Genomic DNA, 21,880 nt, shown 5'->3' with positions numbered 1-21,880 from the left:
CCGGTCAACACCTCGCATCGCGCCCGCTGGGGGAGTTAATCCTTCAACACGGGAATGGCGGTGGGACTTCGCGGACAAGGTCCGCTCCTACGAGATACATCTGCGCTGGGGGGCGACCCTCACCCCAGCCCTCTCCCAGGGGGAGAGGGGACTTTTCGGTGCAGGAGAATGCCTTGGCGTCAGCCGGCTCGGACGGCTCCCTCTCCCTCCGGGAGAGGGCTGGGGTGAGGGGAAGCCCCAGGCACACGATCCCCAGCGGACGCTCGCTACGCCCTCTCACCACCTGATTTAGGACTCCTCGCTCTGCCCCAGCCCATGCTGGCGCAGCTTGTTGGCGATGGTGGTGTGCGACACCCCCAGCCGCTTGCCCAGCTGCCGGCTGCTCGGGTGCTCGCGATAGAGGCGCTCCAGCACGGCCTTCTCGAAACGGCCGACGATGACGTCCAGCCCGCCTTCCAGCGAGAAGTCACCCAACGGGTGCGGCGCGCCGTAGTCCGGCAGGCGGATGTGCTCGGACTTGATGGTGCCGCCCTCGCACAGCGAGACCGCCTGGAACAGCACGTTCTCCAGTTGCCGCACGTTGCCCGGCCAGTGATAGCGGCCAAGGCGGTCCAGCGCCTGGGGCGCGAGCTTAGGCAAGGCACAGCCGATCTGCCGGCTGGCCTGGTCGAGGAAGTGCTCCACCAGCGGCTCCAGGCCGTCGAGGCATTCGCGCAAGGGCGGGATTTGCAGCGATAGCACGTTGAGGCGGTGGTAAAGGTCCTGGCGGAATTCGCCCTTGGTGCAGAGCTCGGACAGGTCGACCTGGGTCGCGCAGATCACCCGCACGTCGAGGTACACCTCTTCGTCGCTGCCCACCCGGCGGAAGCAGCCGTCCTGCAGGAAGCGCAGCAGTTTGGCCTGCAGGCGCGGGCTCATCTCACCCACGCCATCGAGGAACAGCGTGCCGCCGGCGGTCAGCTCCAGCAGGCCGAGCTTGCCCTCCGGGCGCGCGCCCTCGAAGGCGCCGGGGCCGTAGCCGAACAGCTCGGTCTCGGCCATGGATTCGGGCAGGCCGGCGCAGTTCAGCGCCATGAATGGCGACTGCCCGCGCGGGCTGGCCAGGTGGCAGGCGCGGGCCAGCAGTTCCTTGCCGGTGCCGGTCTCGCCCTCGATCAGCAGCGGCGCGTCCAGCGGCGCCATGCGCCGCGCCTCGCGCACCACGGCGGCCATCACCCGCGAGCTCTGGAAGATACTGTCGAAGCCGCGCAACTCCAGGCGCCGCACGTTGTAGATGCGCTCGCCGACGCGGTCGGCGCGGTGCAGGGTCAGCACGGCGCCGGCCAGCGCCTCGCTCTCGTCATGTTCGGATTGCAGCGGCGCGATATCGGCCAGGAACACGTCACCCTTCACCTTTACCCGCAGGCCGTTGATGCGCGCCTTGTTGGCCCGCACCAGCTCCGGCAGGTCGAGGTCTTCCACGTAACGCGACAGCGGGATGCCTGGCACCTCGTCGACGCGCACGCCCAGCAATTGCGCGGCCGCGCGATTGCCCGCGACGATCTGCCCGGCCATGTCGATCGACAGCACCGGAAAATCCAGCGCCGCCAGCAGCGCGTTCAGCTCCAGGTGACGGCGCTCGCTGGGCATCAGGCCGACGCGCTTGACGCCGAATACGCCGGGCACCGCTTCGAACTTGGGCTTGAGCGACTGGAACTGGAGATTGATGAGGTTCGGGCAGAGCAAGTAGATGGCGTTGCCCTGCTCGCCGCCGACTTCGCCGCGGTTGACGTTGATGCCGTAGTCGACCAGCAGGTTGAGGATGTCGCGCAGGATGCCGACGCGGTTCTGGCAGTGCACTTTGATACGCATGGCGGGCCCGTGATTGTGGTTCTGATGGGCGTTCCGGCACGGATTTTCGCAAGGCTGCCGGAAATTCCCGTCAAGAATATGTGACACATTGACGCGTCTTCAAGCCGTGGCCGGGTGCTTTCACGCCGAAGCGTAATCATTTCTTTACGGAATTAGCAGTTATCCGGGCCGCCAGGGCTCTATCCGGGGGCTGTGCGCCGACATCGCTCGCGCTATTTCTTAGTCCATCACAACAACAAAGGCCTCGATGCCGGAGGACTCATGAAAGCAACGCAGTACGTGGCCCGCCAACCTGACGAACACGGTTTCATCGACTACCCGGAAGCCGAACACCAGGTCTGGAACACCCTGATCACCCGCCAGTTGAAGGTGGTCGAAGGCCGCGCGTGCCAGGAGTACCTGGACGGCATCGAACAACTTGGCCTGCCCCACGACCGCATCCCGCAACTGGGCGAAATCAACCAGGTGCTGCAAGCCACCACCGGTTGGCGCGTGGCGCGGGTGCCGGCGCTGATTCCCTTCCAGACCTTCTTCGAACTGCTGGCCAGCCAGCAGTTCCCGGTGGCCACCTTCATCCGCACCCCGGAAGAACTGGACTACCTGCAGGAGCCCGACATCTTCCACGAGATCTTCGGCCACTGCCCGCTGCTGACCAATCCCTGGTTCGCCGAGTTCACCCACACCTACGGCAAGCTCGGCCTGGCCGCCAGCAAGGAGGAACGCGTGTTCCTCGCCCGCCTGTACTGGATGACCATCGAATTCGGCCTGCTCGACACCTCCCAGGGCGTGCGCATCTACGGTGGCGGCATCCTCTCCTCGCCCAAGGAGACCGTCTACAGCCTCTCCGATGAGCCCGAGCGCCAGGCCTTCGACCCGCTGGAGTGCATGCGCACCCCGTACCGCATCGACATCCTGCAGCCGCTGTACTTCGTCCTGCCCGAACTCAAGCGCCTGTTCGAACTGGCCCATCAGGACATCATGGCGCTGGTGCGCGAGGCCATGCGCCTGGGCCTGCACGCGCCGAAATTTCCGCCCAAGCAGGCGGCCTGATCCGCTGCATTTACCCCCATCTGTGCCTAGGATGAGACGTGCCCGCGAGCCTAAGATGGTTCGCGAGCCGACTCCTATGCCTCAAACAAGGCCCCCATTCAGGAGAACCCCATGACCGCACTCACCCAAGCCCATTGCGAAGCCTGCCGTGCCGACGCCCCGAAGGTATCCGACGAGGAGCTGGCGGTACTGATCAAGCAGATTCCGGACTGGAACATTGAAGTCCGCGACGGCCACATGGAGCTGGAACGGGTCTTCCTGTTCAAGAACTTCCGCCACGCCCTGGCCTTCACCAACGCCATCGGCGCCATCGCCGAGGAAGAAGGCCACCACCCCGACCTGCTGACCCAGTGGGGCAAGGTCACCGTCACCTGGTGGAGCCATGAGCTCAAGGGCCTGCACCGCAACGACTTCATCATGGCCGCCCGCACCGACGAGATCGCTGCGAAGGCAGAGGGACGCAAATGAGTCATTTCGCCAAGGTCACCCGCGTGCCGGGCGACCCGATCCTGGGCCTGCTCGACGCCTACCGGGCCGACCCGAACCCGGCGCGGCTCGACCTTGGCGTGGGCGTCTACAAGGATGCCCAGGGCCTGACGCCGATCCCCCGCGCGGTGAAGATCGCCGAGCAGCGCCTGGTGGAGACCGAGACCACCAAGAGCTACGTAGGCGGCCACGGTGACGCACTGTTCGCCGCCCGCCTGTGCGAGCTGGTGCTGGGCACCGACTCGCGCCTGCTGGCCACCCAGCGCGCCGACGCCACCCAGACCCCGGGCGGCACCGGCGCCCTGCGCCTGGCGGCGGATTTCATCGCCCGCTGCCTGCCCGGCAGAAGCATCTGGCTGAGCGACCCGACCTGGCCGATCCATGAAAGCCTGTTCGCCGCCGCCGGTGTGCGCGTATCGCACTACCCCTACGTCGACGCCGACAACCGTCTCGACGTGGAAGCCATGATCAGCGCCCTGGAGCGCGTGCCCCATGGCGACGTGGTACTGCTGCACGCCTGCTGCCACAACCCCACCGGCTTCGACCTGGCCTACAACGACTGGCAGCGCGTGCTGGACGTGGTGCGCCGCCGCGAGCTGCTGCCGTTGCTGGACTTCGCATACCAGGGGCTGGGCGACGGGTTGGAAGAGGACGCCCGCGCCGTGCGGCTGTTCGCCGACAACCTGTCGGAACTGCTGATCACCAGTTCCTGCTCGAAGAATTTCGGACTCTATCGCGACCGCACCGGCGCACTGATCGTCTGCGCCGGCAGCGCCGCCAAGCTCACCGACGTGCGTAGCCAGCTGGCGCTGATGGCCCGCAATCTCTGGTCCACCCCGCCCGCCCACGGCGCCGAAGTGGTCGCCACCATCCTCGGTGATATCGACCTCAAGGCACTCTGGCTGGACGAACTGGACGGCATGCGCGCGCGCATCGCCGACCTGCGCCTGGGGCTGGTGGAGGCGCTGCGGCCGCACGGCCTGGCCGAGCGCTTCGCGCACATCGCCATCCAGCGCGGAATGTTCTCCTACACCGGCCTGACGCCGGAACAGGTGCGTCGCCTGCGCGAAGAGCACAGCGTGTACATGGTCGGCAGCGGCCGCGCCAACATCGCCGGGCTCGACGCCGAGCGCCTGGGCGACCTGGCGATGGCCATCGCCAGCGTCTGCCGCTGAAACCGCTTTCTTCCCCCTCGACCGGCCCTTTGGCCGGTCTTTTTTTGCCTGTCGGCAGACCTCCAGGGCGACCTTTTCGGTGAGCCGGAATCCCTCTCCGAATGGCACAGAGACGTAGGGCGTATAACGTTCGACGTTATACGCCGATTGACCTTGGCCATACCCCGCTCGGGTTCGATCTGGGAATCATTGGCCACGTTCAGCCACGAAGTTGGCGATGAGACAGGTGTAACGGCGTACAACCGCGAACGGTTGTACGCCCTACGATGCCGAGACCGTCTGCGACAGCTCAATCGGCGGCGGGCCTTTCAGCCGAATCATCAGGCCGGCGGCAGCGCAGCACCCCGGCGTTTCCAGCGCCCCGGCGTCTGCCCCGTCCAGCGCTGGAACGCGCGGGAGAAACTGGCCGCCTCGGCATAGCCCAGGCACTGGGCAATCTCCTGCAGGTCCATGCGCGACTCCCGCAGCAGACGCTCGGCGAGCCGCTGCTTGATGCCGTCGTTGAGCGCCTGCAGGCTCTGCCCCTCCTCCGCCAGGCGGCGCTGCAGGGTGCGCTCGGACAGGCCCAGCCGCCCGGCCACCTGACCGCCGCCCAGCAGACTGGCGGACTCGCGCAGCAGCAATTGCTGCACCAGGCGCGCGGTAGGCGTGGCGGCGAGGGTCAGCGCCAGCTCGCCGCACAACTGCTCGCACAACTGCTCGCCACTATCGCGAGCGCTGATGTGTGCCTGCGGCAGCGGCGAAAGCAGATCCTGCCGGGCGAACAGCATGGCGTTGCGTGGCGCAGCGAAGCGCGGAACCAGCCCGAACAACTCGCGGAACGGCGTGACATCCGCGGGCTGTGCGCCCTTCAGCTCGATGACCAATGGTTGCAGCGGACGCTGCAGCAGCTCCCGGGACAATTGCAGGCACCCGGCGATGCCACGCTCCACCACGAAAGGCCGCGCATCCTCGGGCAGCACCGTGTCGTCGTAGACCAGCCAGACGCCGCGCGCCTCGGGCTCGCTGCTCACCGGGCAGAGGGTCAGCGCCAGGCTCTGGAAGCGCCCGAAGGTCTCGAACGCTTCCTGCAACGTGCGACTGGCGAGCATGGTGAAGCCCAGGTGGCCGAGGGAGGTCAGGTGATAGCGCTGGCCGGCGACCAGCCCCAGGCCGGGGCAGCCGATGTGCTGCAGCACATTGCGGATCACCGCCAGCTCCTGCCATGCCTGGATGCGTACCGCACGCGACTGCAGATCGGCCAGCGCGATGGCGCTGCCCACCAGGCAGGCCTCCGGCGCCAGCCCGCTTTCGCGGGCGGTATCGAGCAGGTAACGCACCCCGGTGATCTCTCGGACCTGACGCCAATCCATCGCGGACTCCTCGGCTGCACTCGCTGGCGGCTCTCGTTGGCGGAGAAAATCAATTTTTGGCGCTGATCATCATGGAAGAAAGCGCGCATGCTGACCATCCTTGAGTGGCCAATAACACCCACAAGAGGCTTCCCCATGTTCGAGTTCTTCTACGCCTTGCCGAGCCAGAACCGAGCGGCCGAGTACCGCCACTTCGGCATCGTCCCCGCCACCGGCGCCATCGGCGCGGACGTCACCGGCGTCGATCTCCGGCAACTGGGCGAGGACGGTTTCGCCGAACTGCGCCAGGCGCTGCTGGCGCACAAGGTGCTGTTCATCCGCGGCCAGTCGCTCAGCGTGGAAGACCTCGAAGCCGTCACCCTGCACTTCGGCGAGTTCGGCCGGGAACCCTACGTGGTCGGCATGGACGACCACCCCCACGTGGTGCGCGTGGTCAAGGAGGCCAACGAGAAGACGACGGTGGTGTTCGGCGGTGCCTGGCACACTGACTGGTCCTTCCAGGAGCGTCCGCCGGCCTTCACCCTGCTCTACGGTCACGACATTCCACCCTTTGGCGGCGACACCCTCTACGCCAACCTGGCACTGGCCTACGAATGGCTGTCGCCCAAGCTGCGCGCCCAACTGGAAACCCTCGACGCCATCCACAGCCCGGAGCGCGCCTACGGCGCCGAGGCCAAGCACAACGACCTGATGGAAAACATGGCGGTGCGCTACGGCAGCCACGACGGCGAAGTGCGCTCCCACCCGCTGGTCACCCGCCATCCGGAAACCGGCAAGAAAGTCCTCTTCATCAATCCTGCCTACACCAGCGGCATCAAGGGGATGCGCCCCGCCGAGTCGCAGCCGCTGCTGGATTACCTGTTCGGCATCGCCACGCAGCCCGCCTTCACCTGCCGCATGCGCTGGACCCAGGGTACCCTGGCGATCTGGGACAACCGCAGCACCTGGCACTACCCGGTGTCGGACTACCACGGCATGCGCCGCGAGATGTACCGCACCACCGTGGTCGGTGACATCCCTTGCCGCTGAGGAGACGCGCCATGAGCACCGACAACCACCACGCCGCCGCCCGCGCTCTGGCCGACGCACGGGCCAGCCGAACGCCCATCGCCGCGCCGGCGGCCACCTACGCCCTGGCCGGGCTGGACGACGCCTACCGCGTGCAGGCACTGGGCATCGACCTGGCGCTGGCCGCCGGTCAACGCCTGGCGGGCGCCAAGGCCGGGTTGATCTCACCGGTGATGCAGGCCGCACTGAAGGTCGACGAGCCGGTCTACGGCCGGCTGCTCGCCGACCTGCGCTGCCCGAGCGGCGCGCGCATCTCCCGCGAGCGCCTGCTGCAGCCGCGCATCGAAGCGGAAATCGCCCTGCTGGTGGGCCGCGACCTGCCCCTGGGAGAGCCGGACCTCGCCACCCTGCGCGCTTGCCTCGACGGCGCCGTCCCGGCCCTGGAGATCAACGACACCGCCGTGACCAACTGGCAGATCGGCCTGCTCGACTCGGTCGCCGACAACCTCTGCGCGGGCCTCTATCTCACCGGTAGCCAGCCGATCGCGCTGGAGAAGCTGCAAGGTGCGGCGCTGGCGGTGCAACTGCTGCGCAATGGCGCCCCCGCCTTCCCGCCGACCCAGACGAACATCGCGGCGGTGCTCGCTATCGCCCTCTGGCTGGCTCGGCGCATGGCGCGCCTGGGAGCGCCGCTGAAGGCTGGCGATGTCCTGTTGTGCGGGGCGTTGGCGCCGATGTCGCAGGTTGCGCCGGGGGATGTCTTTGAGCTGGAGATCGAGGGGCTCGGGCGGGTGGGTTGCAGCTTCGATGCGTGAAGACTTTCGCCAGCAGGTTCGCCTCTACGAAGTGCGACAGCGCATGACGTAGGGCGAATGATGTTCAGCGTTCTCCGCTGATTGACCGGGCTGCGTACGGAGAATCTCCACACTTCTCACAACCCGTCACACCTCAATAATCCACCTTTCCCCGCCCCGCCTTGATCGTCCCACGCTTGCTCTTGCCGTCGAGACGGCGGGTCTTGGAGCCCAGCGTCGGCTTGGTCGGGCGACGTTTCTTCTCCACCTTCGCGACGCTTCGGATCAGCTCCGCCAGGCGGTTCAGCGCATCCTCGCGATTCTGCTCCTGGGTGCGGTGCTGCTGGGCCTTGATCACCACCACGCCGTCGCTGCTGATGCGCTGGTCGCTCAGGGCGAGCAGGCGCTCCTTGTAGAACTCCGGCAAGGACGATGCGCGGATGTCGAAGCGCAGGTGCACGGCGCTGGACACCTTGTTGACGTTCTGCCCGCCGGCGCCCTGGGCGCGGATGGCGTTCAGCTCGATCTCGGCGTCGGGGATCTGCACGGCGTTGGAAATCTGCAGCATGGCGGGGGTTCTGGCTGGAAATGTTTGCAGCATATCGCGCCTGGGCAGATCTGTCCCCGGACTATCCAGGCCGCCGCGCAAGGCCCGTTCCTGACTTCCGGATCAACTTTTGTATACGAAATTGTGCACAAGTTTTTCTTGCAATGTCCTCAATTCACCATTAGAACCCTCTCCTGTCACCGGCCGCAGCGCGAACTGCGGCACGCGGGCCCCATAACAAAAACAAGATGAGGTGCAGCATGTTTCCAACCGTGTTGGCGCCAGCGGCCACTGATGCCGCCCGCCTCCAACCGCGTTCCAGTCGCCGCCTGAGCAACGGCCGCTGGTTCGCCCTCGGCACCGCGCTGATCGTCGCTCCCTGGGGCGCGGCGCAGGCCGATGATGGTCGTATCTTCGAGTGGACCAGCAACACCCTCGGGTACCGCTACGGCAAGGACTTCACCAACCCGAACAACCCGAACGACATCAGCAAGAACATCTACAGCTTCAGCCACGCAGACGGTTACCGCTACGGCAGCAACTTCTTCCACCTGGACGTGCTGGAGTCCGACAACAACGACCCACGCAAAGGCACCAACGAGGGCAGCAGCGAGGTCTACGGGGTATTCCGCAGCCAGCTGTTCGCCTCGCGGGTGTTCGACCTGCCGCAGGGCAAGGGACTGGTGAAGGATCACGCCTTCACCTTCGGCTTCGACGCCAGCCGCAACAACAACCGCGCTTCGGCGAAGAAGCGCGCGCTGGTGTTCGGCCCCACCGTCAAGTTCAACGGGCCCGGCGTGCTGGACCTCTCGCTGTTCTACTACCGCGAGAAGAACCACTCCGGCATTCCCAACGTGAAACACCCGGACCACACCTTCGACGCCACCTACATGGTCAACCTGACCTGGCTGCGGCCCTTCCAGCTGGGCGACCACGGGGCGAAGTTCCAGGGCTTCCTGAACTACACCGGGGAAAAGGGCGAGGACTACAACGACAACGACACCGCGCCGGAAACGCTGGTGCGCACCTCGCTGATGTTCGCCACCCTGCCGGGCACCAAGCGTCAGCCGAACTTCTGGGTCGGCGTGGGTTACGAGTACTGGCACAACAAGTTCGGCGTGGACGGTGGCCGCGGCAGCCGCACCTCGACGCCGACGGTGAACCTGGAGTTCACCTTCTAGCTTTGAGGACGAGGGTGGTTCGCGAGCAAGCTCACTCCTACGAAAAGCGAACCCAGCGCGGGCCGGCTCATGTAGGAGCGAGCTTGCTCGCGAACCTGCCCGACACCAATCCCAGCGCCAAAATGCACAAGAAAAAGCCCGGCAAATGCCGGGCTTTTTCATTCGTGCGTCGCGTGGAGAATCAGTTCTCCTTGCAGGCCACACCGTCGGCGGGCTCACCGCCCTTCCAGTCCTTGTACAGGGTGGCGTCCTGGCCCTTGGTCCACCACACGTACTGGCCGGCGGCGTACTTGGCGCCGGAGGCTGAGATGACGTTGGCGAACACCAGGGTCGAGGCGTCGGTCACCGGCACCACAGCCAGGCTGTTGTCGCCCTTGTTCAGGTACTGGACGCCAAACTTGCGGCCGTCCTCGCACTTGTACGAGACGCTGCGCGAATCCAGCTTGGCATCGCCGGGCAGGACCAGCGCGTCGACCTGCGGCGCCTTCTTCTCCTCGCCGCCGCAGGCGACGAGCAGGACCGGCACGGCGGCCGCGAGCAGCCAAAGTGCTTTTTTCATGAGTATCCCTCTGACGAAAAATGGCCCGGTCACTCTAGGAAAGGTCGGTCCGCGCGGTCAATCGAGCGCAACCCGACCCACCGTAGGATCAGGCCGTTGCGTCAGTCGGCCAATACCGCACCGTGCTCGCCACGCGGCGCCGGCTGGCGCTTGAGGCGATAGCAGCCGTACATCACCAGCAGCCATACCGGAATGGCGTAGACCGATACCTGGATGCCCGGGGTAAGCAGCATGACGCCGAGGATGAACACCACGAAGCCCAGGCACAGCCAGTTGCCCAGCGGATAGCACACGGCGCGGAAGGCGGTGCGCTTGCCCTCGTCATCCATGCGCGCGCGGAACTTCAGGTGCGCCAGGCTGATCATCGCCCAATTGATCACCAGCGCAGCCACCACAAGGGACATCAGCAGCTCCAGGGCGCGGGCCGGCACCAGGTAGTTCACCAGCACGGCGAGGAAGGTCACCGCCGCCGAGACCACCAGCGAGCGCACCGGCACACCACGGCTGTCCACCTTGGCCAGCGCGCGCGGGGCATCTCCCTGCTCGGCCAGGCCCACCAGCATGCGGCCGTTGCAGTAGGTGCCGCTGTTGTAGACCGACAGCGCGGCGGTGAGCACCACGAAGTTGAGGACGTGGGCGGCGGTGCTGCTGCCGATCATCGAGAAGATCTGCACGAAGGGGCTGCCGCTGTAGGCGTCGCCGGAGGCGTTGAGGGTCTGCAGCAGGCTGTCCCAGGGGGTCAGCGAGAGCAGCACGGTGAGCGCGCCGATGTAGAAGATCAGGATGCGGTAGATGACCTGGTTGATCGCCTTGGGGATCACCGTCTTCGGCTGGTCGGCCTCGGCCGCGGTGAAGCCGAGCATTTCCAGGCCACCGAAGGAGAACATGATGATCGCCATGGCCATCACCAGCCCGCTGATGCCGTTGGGGAAGAAGCCGCCATGACTCCACAGGTTGCTCACCGCCGCCTGCTCGCCGCCCGAACCGCTGGCCAGCAGGTAGCAGCCCAGGGCGATCATGCCGACGATGGCGGCGACCTTGATGATGGCGAACCAGAACTCCGCCTCGCCGAAGGCCTTCACATTGAACAGGTTGATGGCGTTGACCACGACGAAGAACATCGCGGCGGTGGCCCAGGTCGGCACGTCAGGCCACCAGTAGTGGATGTACTTGCCCACCGCGGTGAGCTCCGACATGCCCACCAGGATGTACAGCACCCAGCAGTTCCAGCCGGAGAGGAAGCCGGCGAAGCCGCCCCAGTATTTGTGCGCGAAGTGGCTGAAGGAGCCGGCAACGGGCTCCTCGACGATCATTTCGCCGAGCTGGCGCATGATCAGGAAGGCGATGAAACCGGCGATGGCATAGCCGAGGATCATCGACGGCCCGGCGGACTTGAGCACGCCGGCGGAACCGAGGAACAGCCCGGTACCGATGGCGCCGCCGAGGGCGATCAGCTGGATATGGCGATTCTTCAGGCCGCGCTGGAGCTGGCCTGCGTGTTGAGTTTCACGCGTCATGCGTCACCTGTTGTTTTTATCTGTGACGTGAATCGGCCGCCCGGCTCGTGGCTGGGCGGTGCGGGCAAGGCAAGGCTAAAGAGCGGTGGATCGAGGGGTTACTGGGCGTCCGGCTGCACCTCCGGGGCGGCCTGCTGGAAGGCTTCGAGGGATTCGCAGCGCGCGGCGATGGCGAGCAGGCGTGGGCAACCGGAGAGGTCGCAGTCGAAGCGGCGTGCGTTGTACAGCTGGGGAATCAGGCAGGCCTCGAAGTAGCCGGGGCGCTCGCCGAGGGACAGCGGGTCGCTCCAGCCGGAGACGCCCTCTTCCACCGCGTGCAGGCCGGTCTCGACCCAGTGGCGAATCCAGGCATTCTTCGCTTCGTCCGCCACACCCAGCGGACCACTGAGGTACTGCAGCACGCGCAGGTTGTTCAGCGGGTGGATGTCACAGGCGATGTGCAGGGAAAGCGCGCGGACCTGGGCGCGTTGCAGCGCATCGCGCGGCAGCAGGCTCGGCTGCGGGTGGGTTTCTTCGAGGTATTCGAGAATGGCCAGCGACTGGGCGATGCGCGCCTCCCCGTCCACCAGCAGCGGCACCAGTTCCTGCGGGTTGAGCGCCTTGTAGGCGTCGGCGTGCTGCTGGCCGCCGTCCTTCACCAGGTGCACCGGCACCTGGCGGTAGGCCAGGCCCTTGAGACCGAGGGCGATGCGCACCCGGTAGGCGGCGCTGGAACGCCAGTAGGAATAGAGGGTCAGCATGACGGCTCTCCGGCGCCGACCGCGAATGGAGGCGGTCGGCGCACGTGACGGTTCACTTGGTCTCGGAGATCACGCCACGGCGAATCTGGTCTTCCTCGATGGATTCGAACAGGGCCTTGAAGTTGCCCTCGCCGAAGCCCTGGTTGCCCTTGCGCTGGATGATCTCGAAGAAGATCGGGCCGATCACCGTGTTGGTGAAGATCTGCAGCAGGATGCCGTCGTCGCCCGGTGCGCCGTCGATCAGGATGTTCAGCTCGCGCAAGTCCTTCAGCGATTCGCCGTGGCCGGCGACGCGGGTGTCGACCTTCTCGTAGTAGGTGTCCGGGGTGGTCATGAAGTCCACGCCGTTGGCGCGCAGCTTGCGCACGGTTTCGTAGATGTCGTTGGTGGACAGGGCGATGTGCTGGATGCCTTCACCGTGGTACTCGCGGATGAACTCCTCGATCTGCGACTTGTCGTCCGCCGACTCGTTGATCGGGATGCGGATCTTGCCGCAGGGCGCGGTCATGGCGCGGGACAGCAGGCCGGTGAGCTTGCCTTCGATGTCGAAGTAGCGGATCTCGCGGAAGTTGGCGATGCGCTCGTAGAAGCCGGACCAGACGTCCATCTGGCCGCGCTTGACGTTGTGGGTCAGGTGGTCGATTGCCATGAGGCCGACGGCATTGTCGTTGGCACTGCGGCCTTCGATGAACTCGAAGTCGACGTCATAGATGCTCTTGTCGCCATAACGGTCCACGAGGTACAGCAGCGAGCCGCCGATGCCTTCGACGCAGGGGATGTTCAGCTCGCCGAAGTTGGCGTGGCTGCCCACCAGCTTGGCGCCCTGGGACTCGACGTAGGCGGCGGCCTGGGCGGCGTTCTTCACCCGGAAGGCCATGGCGCAGGCGCTCGGGCCGTGCTTCTTGGCGAACTCATGGACGTGGCCGGTGGGGCTGCCGTTGAGCACGATGTTGATGTCGTTCTGCTGGAACAGGAAGACTTCCTTGGAACGGTGCTTGGCGGTCTCGGTGAAGCCCATGCCGGTGAACAGCTGGCGCAGTTGCTCGATGCCCTGGGCGTCGGGGGCGGTGAATTCGACGAACTCGAAGCCGTCGGTACCGATGGGGTTGTGCTGCTCGATCTTGGACACGGCGTTCATCCGGCCTCCTCATTGTCGTTATCGGCTGTACGGCGCGGGGCCGTCCAGGCGTCTGGAATGCCTTCATCTCAACCGCCCGCGCCGTTGTGGACAAGCCATCCCCCAACCGCGCCGCCCGGCCTCACCCGGGTTACGCGGCAAGAAAACCTTACGCAGGGCAAAGCCCCCTGCGGCGGGCTGCCGCACCGTAAAATTTTCGTTACAAGGCGGTGCGCCAGCGTGCCACCGCATGCGGCCCGGCTCGCCAGCGGGCGCGGCCAGCGGCTACCATGCGGCGCATCTCCGACGCCGAATCCCGCCATGGCCCGCGCCGCTCCCCCCGACTTCGACGCCACCAACGCGTCCCTCCGCGCCCTGGCCCGCAGCTACCCGCGCGGCCTGCACATCGAGCCGCACTCCCACGACTGGGGGCAGGTGCTCTATGCGATGTCCGGGGTGATGTGGGTGGAGACCCCGCAGGAAGCGCTGCTGGTGCCGCCCAACCGCGCCGTCTGGCTGCCGCCGCAGGTACCCCACGGCATCCGGGTGGTCAGCGAGCTGCAGATGCGCAATATCTACCTGCGCCCCGGCACCGCCGACTCGCTGGGCGAGCAGGTGCAGGCCTTCGAGGTCGGCGGCCTGCTGCGCGAGCTGATCGTGAATCTGGTGGAGCACGAGCGCGAACCGGACACCGACTACTATCAGGCGCTGTCGCAACTGGCCGTGCTGGAGTTGCAACGGGCGCGCAGCTTGCTGCTGCGGGTGCCGCTGCCGGACGAGTCCGACCGTCGTCTGCTCAATCTCTGCCATGCGGTGATGGCCGAGCCGTCCCAGGAAATCCCCTTCGAGCAGCACGCCGCCGACGCCGGCGCCAGTGTGCGCACCCTCGCCCGCCTGTTCCAGCGCAGCCTGGGCATGGGCTTCGCCCAGTGGCGCCGGCAGGTGCAGCTGGCCACCGCCGTGGCGCAGCTGAGCGAGGGCGTCCCGGTGAACCAGATCGCCCACGCCCTGGGCTACCAGCCGGGAAGTTTCAGCGAGATGTTCCGGCGGGAGTTGGGGATGGCGCCGTCGGAGTATTGCGCCAGGTAACGCCGCTCTTCGTAGGAGCGGACTCTGTCCGCGATGCTTTTGGGTTTGGGGGTTTCTGCGCCGCTTCGGCGTGCTCGGATGTCTTCTGTTTCGCCCCCTCGGGCGAGTCCCGTTTGTCAAACGTCGGATAGCCGCCCTCACAAAAGGAACCAAAAGGTCTTGCCCCTGCATCCGGGTCCCGCTTCGCGGGACTCCCCTCGTTCCATCGAAGTTTCAGGGACACGCGTCGACGGGCCATCCCTGGCCCAACGACGCTCTCGCGGCATCCATGCCGCTCAACCCCTGAAACTCCGATTCCACTCGGCCTCCTGAAGGGGCGCTCGGAGTGCGCGGATATTTCTCTGGAAGTCCTCAAGAGCCAAAGCAGAGCGACTTATCCCGAGCCGGCTCTGCTCTCGTAGGAGCGGAGCTTCTCCGCCATCCGCCGGCAGGGCCGGCGGATGGCGGGTTCGCGAGCAAGAACTAGGCGTCCCCCTCGATCCTACGAAGAACCATTCAGCATGAAGCAGCCAGAGTCGCAGGCGCGCGCAGAGTCCCGTCAGGAGGCCGAGTGGAGGTATTGCGCAGAGGGGCGAGCGGCATGGATGCCGCGAGAGGCATAGAGGGCCAGGGATGGCCCTTCTACGCCGACCCTCGGAGCAATACCGGAAGGAGGGAAGTCTGAGCGAAGCGAAGACCCGGATGCCGGGACGAGCCCTTTGGGTTCCTTTTGGGGCCCCAAAAGGGACTCGCCCGAGGGGGCGAAACAAAATCTTTCAGCACATGCCGAAGCGGCGCAGAAACGCCGTACGAGACGGCGGATAACGCTACGCGTTATTCGCCCTACAAGAGCATCGCGGACGGAGTCCGCTCCTACGGGAGCCAGTGAGCCAACCCCGTCCATTTCCACCGCACATCTGTCCGATATTCCGAAGCCGATGACCGACGCCAGCCGGTCCCCCGCCCTAGACTTCACTCATCCCACTTCAACCGCCGAGCCTCGCGCGGAGGACTCCATGAGCTACCTAATCTCCCTGGCCATCGGCGTCGCCGTCGGCCTGGCCTACCACTTCCTCGATTTCCGTTCGCCAGCACCGCCGCTGGTGGCGCTGGTCGGCCTGCTCGGCATGCAGCTCGGCGAGAACGCCCTGCCGCTGCTCAGCCGCTGGCTGCACTGACTCGACCTTCCACTCACAGTTACGGACCCGCGCCATGAAAGCCCTGCAATTCGACCGTACCGGCGACCTCGCCGCCCTGAGCTTCACCGAACTGCCCGACCCGGTGCCCGCCGCCGATGAGGTGCTGGTGGAAGTCCACGCCGCCGGCCTCAACCCCAGCGACGTGAAGAACGTACTGGGCCGCTTCCCCTACACCACCCTGCCGCGCGTGCCGGGCCGCGATTTCGCCGGCACCGTGGTGAAAGGCCCGGCCGAGCTGCTCGGCAAGTCCGTCTGGGGCACCGGCAAAGGGCTGGGCTTTACCCGCAATGGCAGCCATGCGCAGTTGATGAGCGTACCGGCCGGCGGCGTGGCGCTGATGCCCGAGCGCATGAGCTTCGCCCAGGCCGCCAGCTGTGGCGTGCCCTACACCACCGCCTGGGACGCACTGGAGCGCAGCCAGGTGACCGCCGGTACGCGCCTGCTGGTGATCGGCTCCGGCGCCGTCGGCGCGGCGGCGATCGCCCTGGCCAAGGCCCGTGGCGCCGAGGTGCTGGGCGCGGTGCGCCGCGCCGAGTCGCTGGCGGAGTTGCAGGCGCAAGGCGTTCCAAGCATTCTTCTGGGCGCTGCCGACGCCCTGGCCGCGCAGGTGGAAGCGCACTTCCCCGGCGGTGCCGAGGTGATCTTCGACACCACCGGTTTCTGGCTGCCCGCCGCCGTCGCCGCGCTGGCCACCTTCGGCCGCATCGCGATCATCGCCGCCCCCGTGGACGGCCACGTGCATTTGCCGGCACTGGCGCTGTACCGCCGCGGCGGCACGGTGGTCGGGGTCAATTCGCTGCTCTACGACCCGGTGGCCTGCGCCAGCATGCTGCGCGCGTTCGGCCAGTGGTTCGACGACGGCAAGCTGCCGTTGCCCGGTGGCCTGCGCGAGGTGCCGTTGAGCGAGGGCGTGCAGCGCTATCGGGAGATCAACGAGGGGAGCAGCGAGAAGATCATCCTGATGCCTTGAAGGGTCTGTAGATCCAGAGCCCCCTCACCCCAGCCCTCTCCTGGAGGGAGAGGGGGCTGATCGGCGCGCGAGGTCGACTCAAGTACCTGCCGGGCAGTGCCAATCGAGCGCTGTCAGCGAGGCACCAGGAGTTCGCCGACCTCGCCGTCCACTGCGGACGGCCCCCTCTCCCCCTGGGAGAGGGTTGGGGTGAGGGCAAGCCCCGCACCGAACCATCCCACGACGTGCACCAGCCGCTCTGAATCGCCCCACTAAATCCAAGCCCCCTCAAGCCTGCTGGCCGTGGCGGACAAGAAAATAAATCAGATAATTCGATCCGGACGGCAACCGCATGGACGTGCGAGGCCGAACGACGCCAAAAGACGGGGGAACGCCGAAAAGCCCTCCCCGCGCCGAACCTACCCCGCCGCCTGCATCGGCCGCCGCCGCGAGCCGCTCTGCGCCTGCTCCAGCGCCATGCAGTGGTCGAGGAACATGCGCATGTAGGCGAAGCTCTTGCAGACCGCCTCTCGTAGCGCCAGACAACGCGGCATGGCGAGCTGCGGGCCGTAGAGGGTGCAGATGATCTCCAGCGCCTCCCACGGGTGATCGTCGTCGTAGCGGGCGTGCACCTTCAGCCAGCGCATCGCGTCCTTGCGGCAGCCCGCCGGCAGGGTGCGCTCGTAGGTGTCGGCGGAGCACACCAGCGCCGCCCACTCGCCGGTGACGCCCTCGATGGCGTAGTTGGTGGCCGCCATGGCCAGCGCCAGCTCATCGCTGGAGCAGGTGTGCCAGCACCAGTGGCCGAGGGCATGCAGCTCGCCCGGCACCAGTTGGGTCTTGAGTTCGGCCAGGGTCACGCCGTAGCTCTCGGCCCAGCGCAGCCAATAGTCGGCATGGTTGAGTTCGACGCGGATGTTGCGCATCAGCCAGCGTCGCGCCATGTCCTCGCCGGGACTGCGGCCGAAGCGGGTCTTGAGCAGATTCTGCGACATGTACAGGGGGAACTGCTCCACCACCGGCCAGCCGCCTATGAGGAAGGCGCGCAGGGTCTGGCGGCTGAGCTGGCCATCCCGCATGCGTGCGTAGAAGGGGTGGCCGACCACCGCCAGGCGACTGCTCTCGCAGTCCTGCACCAGGCGCTGGGCCCAGAGGGGGTAACTGGAAAGCTCCTTGAGCGGCCCACTACGAACAAAGGTCTCGTTCATCCAAGGCTCCGTTGCCGGTCGATCCATGCAAGCACCGGTAAAACTGGCCTCAGATTAGTCCTCCGCGCGCCCGCCGTCACCGTCCGGAGGTTGTGTTCGCCCCAGCGGTCGCCATTTCCGCCTCGCGCAGGAAGCTGCGGTTGAATGGTTGAGGCCGGGCCAGGCCATAGCCTTGAGCATAGTCGACGCCGATTTCGCGCAAGACTTCGAGAATTTCCAGCGATTCGACGAACTCGGCCACCGTGCGCTTGCCCATGACGTGGCCGATCTGGTTGATCACCTGGACCATGGCCCGGTCGATGGGGTCTTCGAGCATATCCTTGATGAAGCTGCCGTCGATCTTCAGGTAGTCCACCGGCAGGTGCTTGAGGTAGACGAAGGAGGACATGCCGGCGCAGAAGTCGTCGAGGGAGAAGCGGTAGCCCAGGGCCTTGAGCTCCTGGATGAAGCGCGTCGCGTTGACCAGGTTGGCGATCGCGCTGGTTTCGGTGACCTCGAAGCAGATGCTCGCCGGGGCGATGCCGTAGCGCGGCTGCAGGTCACGCAGGAAGTCGAGGAAGGTGTCGTCGCCGATGGTCGCCCCGGACAGGTTGATCGCGCAGGTATGGATCGGCTCGTAGTCCCCTTCCAGGGCACGGGCGGCCAGGGTCTTGAAGGCGCTCTCGACCACCCAGCGGTCGATTTCCGGCATCAGGCCGTAGCGCTCCGCGGCGGGGATGAAGTTGATCGGCGCCACCAGCCGGCCGCATTCGTCGTTCAGGCGCAGCAGCAACTCGACATGGGCGCCCTCCTGCGCGTGCGGGTCGACCGGGAAGATCGCTTGCGCGTAGAGACAGAAGCGCTCCTCGTCCAGCGCCAGGCGGATGCGCTGGACCCACGCCATCTCGCCCACCCGGGTAGACAGCTCGGTATCGTCGGGACGGAACACCTGGGCGCGGTTGCGGCCCTTCTCCTTGGCCATGTAGCAGGCCATGTCGGCGCAGCGCAGCGCCTCCTCCACGGACACCAGCATCGACGACACATGCACCACACCGATGCTGACGGTGATGTTGAAGGGCCGGGTTTCCCAGATGAAATGCAGGCCCTGGACCGTCAGGCGGATACGCTCGCTGATCTGTTCCGCCATTTCCGGCGGGCAGTTCTCCAGCAGGATGCCGAACTCGTCGCCGCCCAGCCGCGCCAGGGTGTCGCCGTCGCGCAGGCACTGTTGCAGCACCGAGCACACCTGGCGCAGCAGTTCGTCGCCGGCGGCGTGGCCGCAGGTGTCGTTGACCAGCTTGAACTGGTCCAGATCCAGATACATCAGCGCGTGACGCTCATCCAGATGCACCGAGCGCTCCATCGCCTGCTTGAGGCGGAATTCGAACTCGCGGCGGTTGGTCAGCCCGGTCAGCGCGTCGTGGGTCGCCTGCCACGACAGGCTGGCCATGTACTGGCGCTCACGGGTCATGTCGTGCATCACCAGCACCACGCCGACCACGCTGCCGTCGGCATGGATCGGCGTGCCCACCAGCGTCACCGCCACGCTGGTGCCGTCCAGGCGCTGGATCAGCTTGCTCGACTCACTGCCGCCGTCCACCTCGCCACGCAGGATCTGCCCCACCAGCGGCAGGCCTTCCTCCTGGCTGGACTCGTCGAATACCCGCAGCAACGAGCGCAGCGGCAGGCCGACCGCCATGGCGCTGTCCCAGCCGACCAAGCGCTCGGCGGCCGGGTTGAAATAAGCGATGCACTCCTGGGCGTCGAGGGTCACCACGCCGTCACCGATCGCCGCCAGGGTGGTCTGGGCGCGCTCCTTCTCGGTATCCAGGGCGCTTTCGAAGACCCGCTGCTGACGCACCAGCTTGAGGGTGCGCCAGATCGCCAGGAGGATCAGCGCCAGCCCCGCCAGGCAGTTGACCCCCAGCAGCACCCACATCAGCATCCGCGAGCCCTTGCCCAGGGCGGCGGAGAAGGCCATGGCAGCCGGCGTCACGCCGTCGTTGATGCCCTGGATGCGGCTGTTCCAGTAGCTCAGGTCGCCGGGATTGACGGTGCCGGCACGGATGCTGGCGTGCATCTCGTCGGCCACCTGCAGGAGCTGGTCCAGGTAGGTGTCGCCGACGATCCAGCGCTTCACCGCCTCGTCGAAGAAGCTGTATTCGTGGAAGTAGCGATACAGCCAGATCAGGCTGTTGACGTCATCCGGGTGGTTGCCGCCGTCCAGCGCGCCGCGCCGCGCCTGCTCGATATCCGGCGGGTCCTGGTCGAGGGCCGCGCGGAAGGTGCGGTCGCCCAGCGGAATGGCGATGGCCGCCTGGTAGCGGCGGTAGTCTTCCGGGTCACGGGTCTGGCCATAGCGCTGCAGGTAGTGGATGGCGTCCTTCTGCCCCTTCGACCATAGGCTCTCGCCGCCCACATACGCCCGCACGCCGGAGAGGATGTACAGGCTGCCCGCACCGATCAGCGCCTGCAGCACCACCACAGCCATGAACGGCCATATCAGCCGCAGCAGCCGGGTTCTTCGACGGATCGGCAAAAGTCCCAAGGCATCCATAACGTGCTTCGACTTCCTTCTTCTAGATCCCTGGCAAGCCGCACCGGGCGGTTCAGGCTCGCGCCGCCGAAGGGAATTTCTGCGTTACTACCCTTTACTCATAGCCGATCACGGAAAATCCTCAAACCGCAGAGCAGGGCCCTTGGTCGGCTGACGAAGCGTAATCCCGGCGAAACACTGATGGCACGATGCCATTTTCTGCCCTCTCCGGCCATTCGCCGGGAGTCCTGCGCCTGACCAGCGGCCAGCCACGGCGCGCCTTCCCAGCGCCTTGCGCGAACGGGGGCGATGAGCCATACCTCAGCCCATCGTGCAATCTGCAAGCCCGGAGCGAGCCCATGCAGAGTCGGGATATGGACGTGCTTTACGACCAGTTGGTGGGGCTTTCCTACGAATGCGTGCTTGACGAGAGCGCCTGGCTGCCCCTGCTCTCCGGCCTGATCGACGCCACCGGCCGCCAGCAGGGCGCCCTGCTGTTCTGGGACCAGACCCAGGACGGCGCCCTGGCCAGCGAGATCAACCTGTGCGACCCCGGCGCCATCGAGCTGTACAACCGCGACTACTGCACCATCGACCCGTCCAAGGGCTTCATGCTCCACCGCCCGGTGGGCAACTGGTACCACGACTTGGTGGAGTTCGGCCCGGAGCGCATCCGCCGCGACCCCTACTATCAGGAATTCCAGCTGCCCAACGACATGCTCAACGTGTCCTGCCTGAAGCTCAACGAGCAGTCCAGCGCCGGCATCTACCTGTCGGTGCTGACCAGCGTCGGCGCGCGCTATCCCACGCCCGACGAGCAGGCCCTGCTGAACCGCCTGAGCCAGCACCTGATCCGCGCGGCGCGGATGTTCGAAAGGATCGGCGAGATGCGCCAGGAGCTGGCCAAGCGCGACCTGATGCTCGACCAGCATCCCACGCCGCTCTGGCTGCTCGACGGCGACACCCGGGTGCTCTATGCCAATCAGGCCGCGCAGCAACAGTTGGGGCAGCACAAGGCGGCGTTCTACGAGGTCTTTGGCCGCCTGCACTGCCGCCAGCACAATGCCCGCCTGCAGGCACTGGTGCGCCACGCCGCACCGCGCCAGGGCAAGGGAAAGGCGGGTTGGCTGCCGCTGAGCGATGGCAGCGCCCTGGAGCTGCTGGTCACCCCGGTGCCGGCCGAAGCCGGTTTCAACCAGAACTTCCAGCGCCCACTGGCCCTGCTCGCCCTGCTCGACCCGCAGCGCCAGAGCCGCTTGCTCAGCGAGCTGTTCGGCCTCACTCCGGCCGAGCAGCGCCTGGGCGACCTGCTGGTGCGCGGGCTGTCGCCGGAACAATGCACCGAGCACCTGGGCACCTCCATCAACACCGTGCGCAGCCAGTTGCGCGCGCTGTTCCGCAAGACCCACACCAGCCGCCAGGCCGAACTGGTCAGCTTGCTGGTGCGCCTGGGGCAGCGCTGATCCCCCTTTCATCATTCATTCAGATGATGGACTGGAGCGGAGTCCCCCCTAACGTGGTGACTGGAGCACCGGCCCGGTAAGGGTCGGCCACGCAATCGCCC

At 66.4% G+C, this 21,880-nt stretch carries 19 protein-coding genes; 10 read left to right on the top strand and 9 right to left on the bottom strand.

All coding sequences use genetic code 11. The features are described from left to right. Positions 1-288: 288 nt before the first annotated feature. Positions 289-1,851, bottom strand: coding sequence for a sigma-54-dependent transcriptional regulator (locus ACNFBT_RS03290; protein ID WP_416746409.1), 1,563 nt, complete (start codon positions 1,849-1,851; stop codon positions 289-291). A gap of 261 nt (positions 1,852-2,112) precedes the next feature. Here ACNFBT_RS03290 and phhA point away from each other — a divergent pair, with 261 nt between their 5' ends. The 3 genes from phhA to ACNFBT_RS03275 all read left to right on the top strand — a co-directional run bounded on the left by phhA (position 2,113) and on the right by ACNFBT_RS03275 (position 4,562). After that, complete coding sequence (gene phhA, locus ACNFBT_RS03285; protein ID WP_416746408.1) at positions 2,113-2,901, top strand: phenylalanine 4-monooxygenase; 789 nt, start codon at positions 2,113-2,115, stop codon at positions 2,899-2,901. Between the two features lie 111 nt (positions 2,902-3,012). Beyond that, positions 3,013-3,369 (top strand): 4a-hydroxytetrahydrobiopterin dehydratase, encoded by a 357-nt coding sequence (locus tag ACNFBT_RS03280; RefSeq protein ID WP_416746407.1) that lies wholly within the window; start codon positions 3,013-3,015, stop codon positions 3,367-3,369. Further along, the gene (locus ACNFBT_RS03275) at positions 3,366-4,562 is read left to right on the top strand and encodes an amino acid aminotransferase (protein ID WP_416746406.1); all 1,197 of its coding nucleotides are present in this window, start codon (positions 3,366-3,368) and stop codon (positions 4,560-4,562) included. Before ACNFBT_RS03280 ends, ACNFBT_RS03275 begins: the two co-directional genes overlap by 4 nt. Before the next feature lie 320 nt (positions 4,563-4,882). Here the strand turns inward: ACNFBT_RS03275 and ACNFBT_RS03270 are convergent, their stop codons facing one another. Beyond that, positions 4,883-5,914, bottom strand: coding sequence for an AraC family transcriptional regulator (locus tag ACNFBT_RS03270; RefSeq protein WP_416746405.1), 1,032 nt, complete (start codon positions 5,912-5,914; stop codon positions 4,883-4,885). 135 nt (positions 5,915-6,049) lie between these two features. Between ACNFBT_RS03270 and ACNFBT_RS03265 the strand changes: the two genes are divergently transcribed. Further along, positions 6,050-6,943, top strand: a complete 894-nt coding sequence (locus ACNFBT_RS03265) for a TauD/TfdA dioxygenase family protein (RefSeq protein WP_416746404.1) — start codon at positions 6,050-6,052, stop codon at positions 6,941-6,943. Between the two features lie 11 nt (positions 6,944-6,954). Next, on the top strand, positions 6,955-7,737 hold the full coding sequence (locus tag ACNFBT_RS03260; protein WP_416746403.1) for a 2-keto-4-pentenoate hydratase: 783 nt from the start codon (positions 6,955-6,957) through the stop codon (positions 7,735-7,737). 133 nt (positions 7,738-7,870) lie between these two features. On the opposite strand, the gene arfB is transcribed toward ACNFBT_RS03260, so the two are convergent. Next, a complete protein-coding gene (arfB, locus tag ACNFBT_RS03255; protein WP_416746401.1) occupies positions 7,871-8,284 on the bottom strand; it encodes an alternative ribosome rescue aminoacyl-tRNA hydrolase ArfB in 414 nt (137 codons plus the stop codon). A 239-nt stretch (positions 8,285-8,523) separates the two neighbouring features. On the opposite strand from arfB, the gene ACNFBT_RS03250 reads away from it, so the two are divergent. Beyond that, complete coding sequence (locus tag ACNFBT_RS03250; protein WP_416746400.1) at positions 8,524-9,444, top strand: nucleoside-binding protein; 921 nt, start codon at positions 8,524-8,526, stop codon at positions 9,442-9,444. 181 nt (positions 9,445-9,625) lie between these two features. Here the strand turns inward: ACNFBT_RS03250 and ACNFBT_RS03245 are convergent, their stop codons facing one another. The 4 genes from ACNFBT_RS03245 to hppD all read right to left on the bottom strand — a co-directional run bounded on the left by ACNFBT_RS03245 (position 9,626) and on the right by hppD (position 13,398). Next, a complete protein-coding gene (locus ACNFBT_RS03245) occupies positions 9,626-10,003 on the bottom strand; it encodes an MliC family protein (protein ID WP_416746398.1) in 378 nt (125 codons plus the stop codon). A 101-nt stretch (positions 10,004-10,104) separates the two neighbouring features. Beyond that, positions 10,105-11,520: an amino acid permease gene (locus ACNFBT_RS03240; RefSeq protein WP_416746396.1), complete on the bottom strand. Its 1,416-nt coding sequence runs from the start codon at positions 11,518-11,520 to the stop codon at positions 10,105-10,107. A 98-nt stretch (positions 11,521-11,618) separates the two neighbouring features. Then, a complete protein-coding gene (gene maiA, locus ACNFBT_RS03235; protein WP_416746394.1) occupies positions 11,619-12,260 on the bottom strand; it encodes a maleylacetoacetate isomerase in 642 nt (213 codons plus the stop codon). A gap of 52 nt (positions 12,261-12,312) precedes the next feature. After that, complete coding sequence (hppD, locus tag ACNFBT_RS03230; protein ID WP_416746393.1) at positions 12,313-13,398, bottom strand: 4-hydroxyphenylpyruvate dioxygenase; 1,086 nt, start codon at positions 13,396-13,398, stop codon at positions 12,313-12,315. A 300-nt stretch (positions 13,399-13,698) separates the two neighbouring features. Between hppD and ACNFBT_RS03225 the strand changes: the two genes are divergently transcribed. From ACNFBT_RS03225 to ACNFBT_RS03215, 3 genes are all read left to right on the top strand, one after another. After that, a complete protein-coding gene (locus ACNFBT_RS03225) occupies positions 13,699-14,466 on the top strand; it encodes an AraC family transcriptional regulator (protein ID WP_416746391.1) in 768 nt (255 codons plus the stop codon). Positions 14,467-15,461: 995 nt separating this feature from the next. Continuing rightward, entirely contained in the window at positions 15,462-15,623 is a 162-nt protein-coding gene (locus tag ACNFBT_RS03220) for a DUF1427 family protein (RefSeq protein WP_416746389.1), read from the top strand. 34 nt (positions 15,624-15,657) lie between these two features. After that, positions 15,658-16,614 carry a quinone oxidoreductase family protein gene (locus tag ACNFBT_RS03215; RefSeq protein ID WP_416746387.1) on the top strand — a complete coding sequence of 319 codons (957 nt, stop codon included), beginning with the start codon at positions 15,658-15,660 and terminating at the stop codon, positions 16,612-16,614. Between the two features lie 398 nt (positions 16,615-17,012). Here the strand turns inward: ACNFBT_RS03215 and ACNFBT_RS03210 are convergent, their stop codons facing one another. Beyond that, positions 17,013-17,801: a TenA family transcriptional regulator gene (locus ACNFBT_RS03210; RefSeq protein WP_416746385.1), complete on the bottom strand. Its 789-nt coding sequence runs from the start codon at positions 17,799-17,801 to the stop codon at positions 17,013-17,015. 76 nt (positions 17,802-17,877) lie between these two features. Beyond that, the gene (locus ACNFBT_RS03205; RefSeq protein ID WP_416746383.1) at positions 17,878-20,271 is read right to left on the bottom strand and encodes an EAL domain-containing protein; all 2,394 of its coding nucleotides are present in this window, start codon (positions 20,269-20,271) and stop codon (positions 17,878-17,880) included. A gap of 404 nt (positions 20,272-20,675) precedes the next feature. Here ACNFBT_RS03205 and ACNFBT_RS03200 point away from each other — a divergent pair, with 404 nt between their 5' ends. Beyond that, on the top strand, positions 20,676-21,779 hold the full coding sequence (locus ACNFBT_RS03200; RefSeq protein ID WP_416746381.1) for a helix-turn-helix transcriptional regulator: 1,104 nt from the start codon (positions 20,676-20,678) through the stop codon (positions 21,777-21,779). The last annotated feature ends 101 nt before the right edge of the window (positions 21,780-21,880 follow it).

Source organism: Pseudomonas sp. NY15181, from assembly GCF_048068055.1.
Taxonomy (GTDB): Bacteria; Pseudomonadota; Gammaproteobacteria; order Pseudomonadales; family Pseudomonadaceae; genus Pseudomonas.
The sequence above is the reverse complement of the archived record's forward strand: the minus strand, read 5'-3'. Positions and strand labels throughout refer to the sequence as shown.

Excerpts from the sequence above, each read along its gene's own strand:
- ACNFBT_RS03290 (WP_416746409.1), bottom strand. The coding sequence starts at position 1,851 with ATGCGTATCAAAGTGCACTGCCAGAACCGCGTCGGCATCCTGCGCGAC.
- phhA (WP_416746408.1), top strand. The coding sequence starts at position 2,113 with ATGAAAGCAACGCAGTACGTGGCCCGCCAACCTGACGAACACGGTTTC.
- ACNFBT_RS03280 (WP_416746407.1), top strand. The coding sequence starts at position 3,013 with ATGACCGCACTCACCCAAGCCCATTGCGAAGCCTGCCGTGCCGACGCC.
- ACNFBT_RS03275 (WP_416746406.1), top strand. The coding sequence starts at position 3,366 with ATGAGTCATTTCGCCAAGGTCACCCGCGTGCCGGGCGACCCGATCCTG.
- ACNFBT_RS03270 (WP_416746405.1), bottom strand. The coding sequence starts at position 5,914 with ATGGATTGGCGTCAGGTCCGAGAGATCACCGGGGTGCGTTACCTGCTC.
- ACNFBT_RS03265 (WP_416746404.1), top strand. The coding sequence starts at position 6,050 with ATGTTCGAGTTCTTCTACGCCTTGCCGAGCCAGAACCGAGCGGCCGAG.
- ACNFBT_RS03260 (WP_416746403.1), top strand. The coding sequence starts at position 6,955 with ATGAGCACCGACAACCACCACGCCGCCGCCCGCGCTCTGGCCGACGCA.
- arfB (WP_416746401.1), bottom strand. The coding sequence starts at position 8,284 with ATGCTGCAGATTTCCAACGCCGTGCAGATCCCCGACGCCGAGATCGAG.
- ACNFBT_RS03250 (WP_416746400.1), top strand. The coding sequence starts at position 8,524 with ATGTTTCCAACCGTGTTGGCGCCAGCGGCCACTGATGCCGCCCGCCTC.
- ACNFBT_RS03245 (WP_416746398.1), bottom strand. The coding sequence starts at position 10,003 with ATGAAAAAAGCACTTTGGCTGCTCGCGGCCGCCGTGCCGGTCCTGCTC.
- ACNFBT_RS03240 (WP_416746396.1), bottom strand. The coding sequence starts at position 11,520 with ATGACGCGTGAAACTCAACACGCAGGCCAGCTCCAGCGCGGCCTGAAG.
- maiA (WP_416746394.1), bottom strand. The coding sequence starts at position 12,260 with ATGCTGACCCTCTATTCCTACTGGCGTTCCAGCGCCGCCTACCGGGTG.
- hppD (WP_416746393.1), bottom strand. The coding sequence starts at position 13,398 with ATGAACGCCGTGTCCAAGATCGAGCAGCACAACCCCATCGGTACCGAC.
- ACNFBT_RS03225 (WP_416746391.1), top strand. The coding sequence starts at position 13,699 with ATGGCCCGCGCCGCTCCCCCCGACTTCGACGCCACCAACGCGTCCCTC.
- ACNFBT_RS03220 (WP_416746389.1), top strand. The coding sequence starts at position 15,462 with ATGAGCTACCTAATCTCCCTGGCCATCGGCGTCGCCGTCGGCCTGGCC.
- ACNFBT_RS03215 (WP_416746387.1), top strand. The coding sequence starts at position 15,658 with ATGAAAGCCCTGCAATTCGACCGTACCGGCGACCTCGCCGCCCTGAGC.
- ACNFBT_RS03210 (WP_416746385.1), bottom strand. The coding sequence starts at position 17,801 with ATGAACGAGACCTTTGTTCGTAGTGGGCCGCTCAAGGAGCTTTCCAGT.
- ACNFBT_RS03205 (WP_416746383.1), bottom strand. The coding sequence starts at position 20,271 with ATGGCTGTGGTGGTGCTGCAGGCGCTGATCGGTGCGGGCAGCCTGTAC.
- ACNFBT_RS03200 (WP_416746381.1), top strand. The coding sequence starts at position 20,676 with ATGCAGAGTCGGGATATGGACGTGCTTTACGACCAGTTGGTGGGGCTT.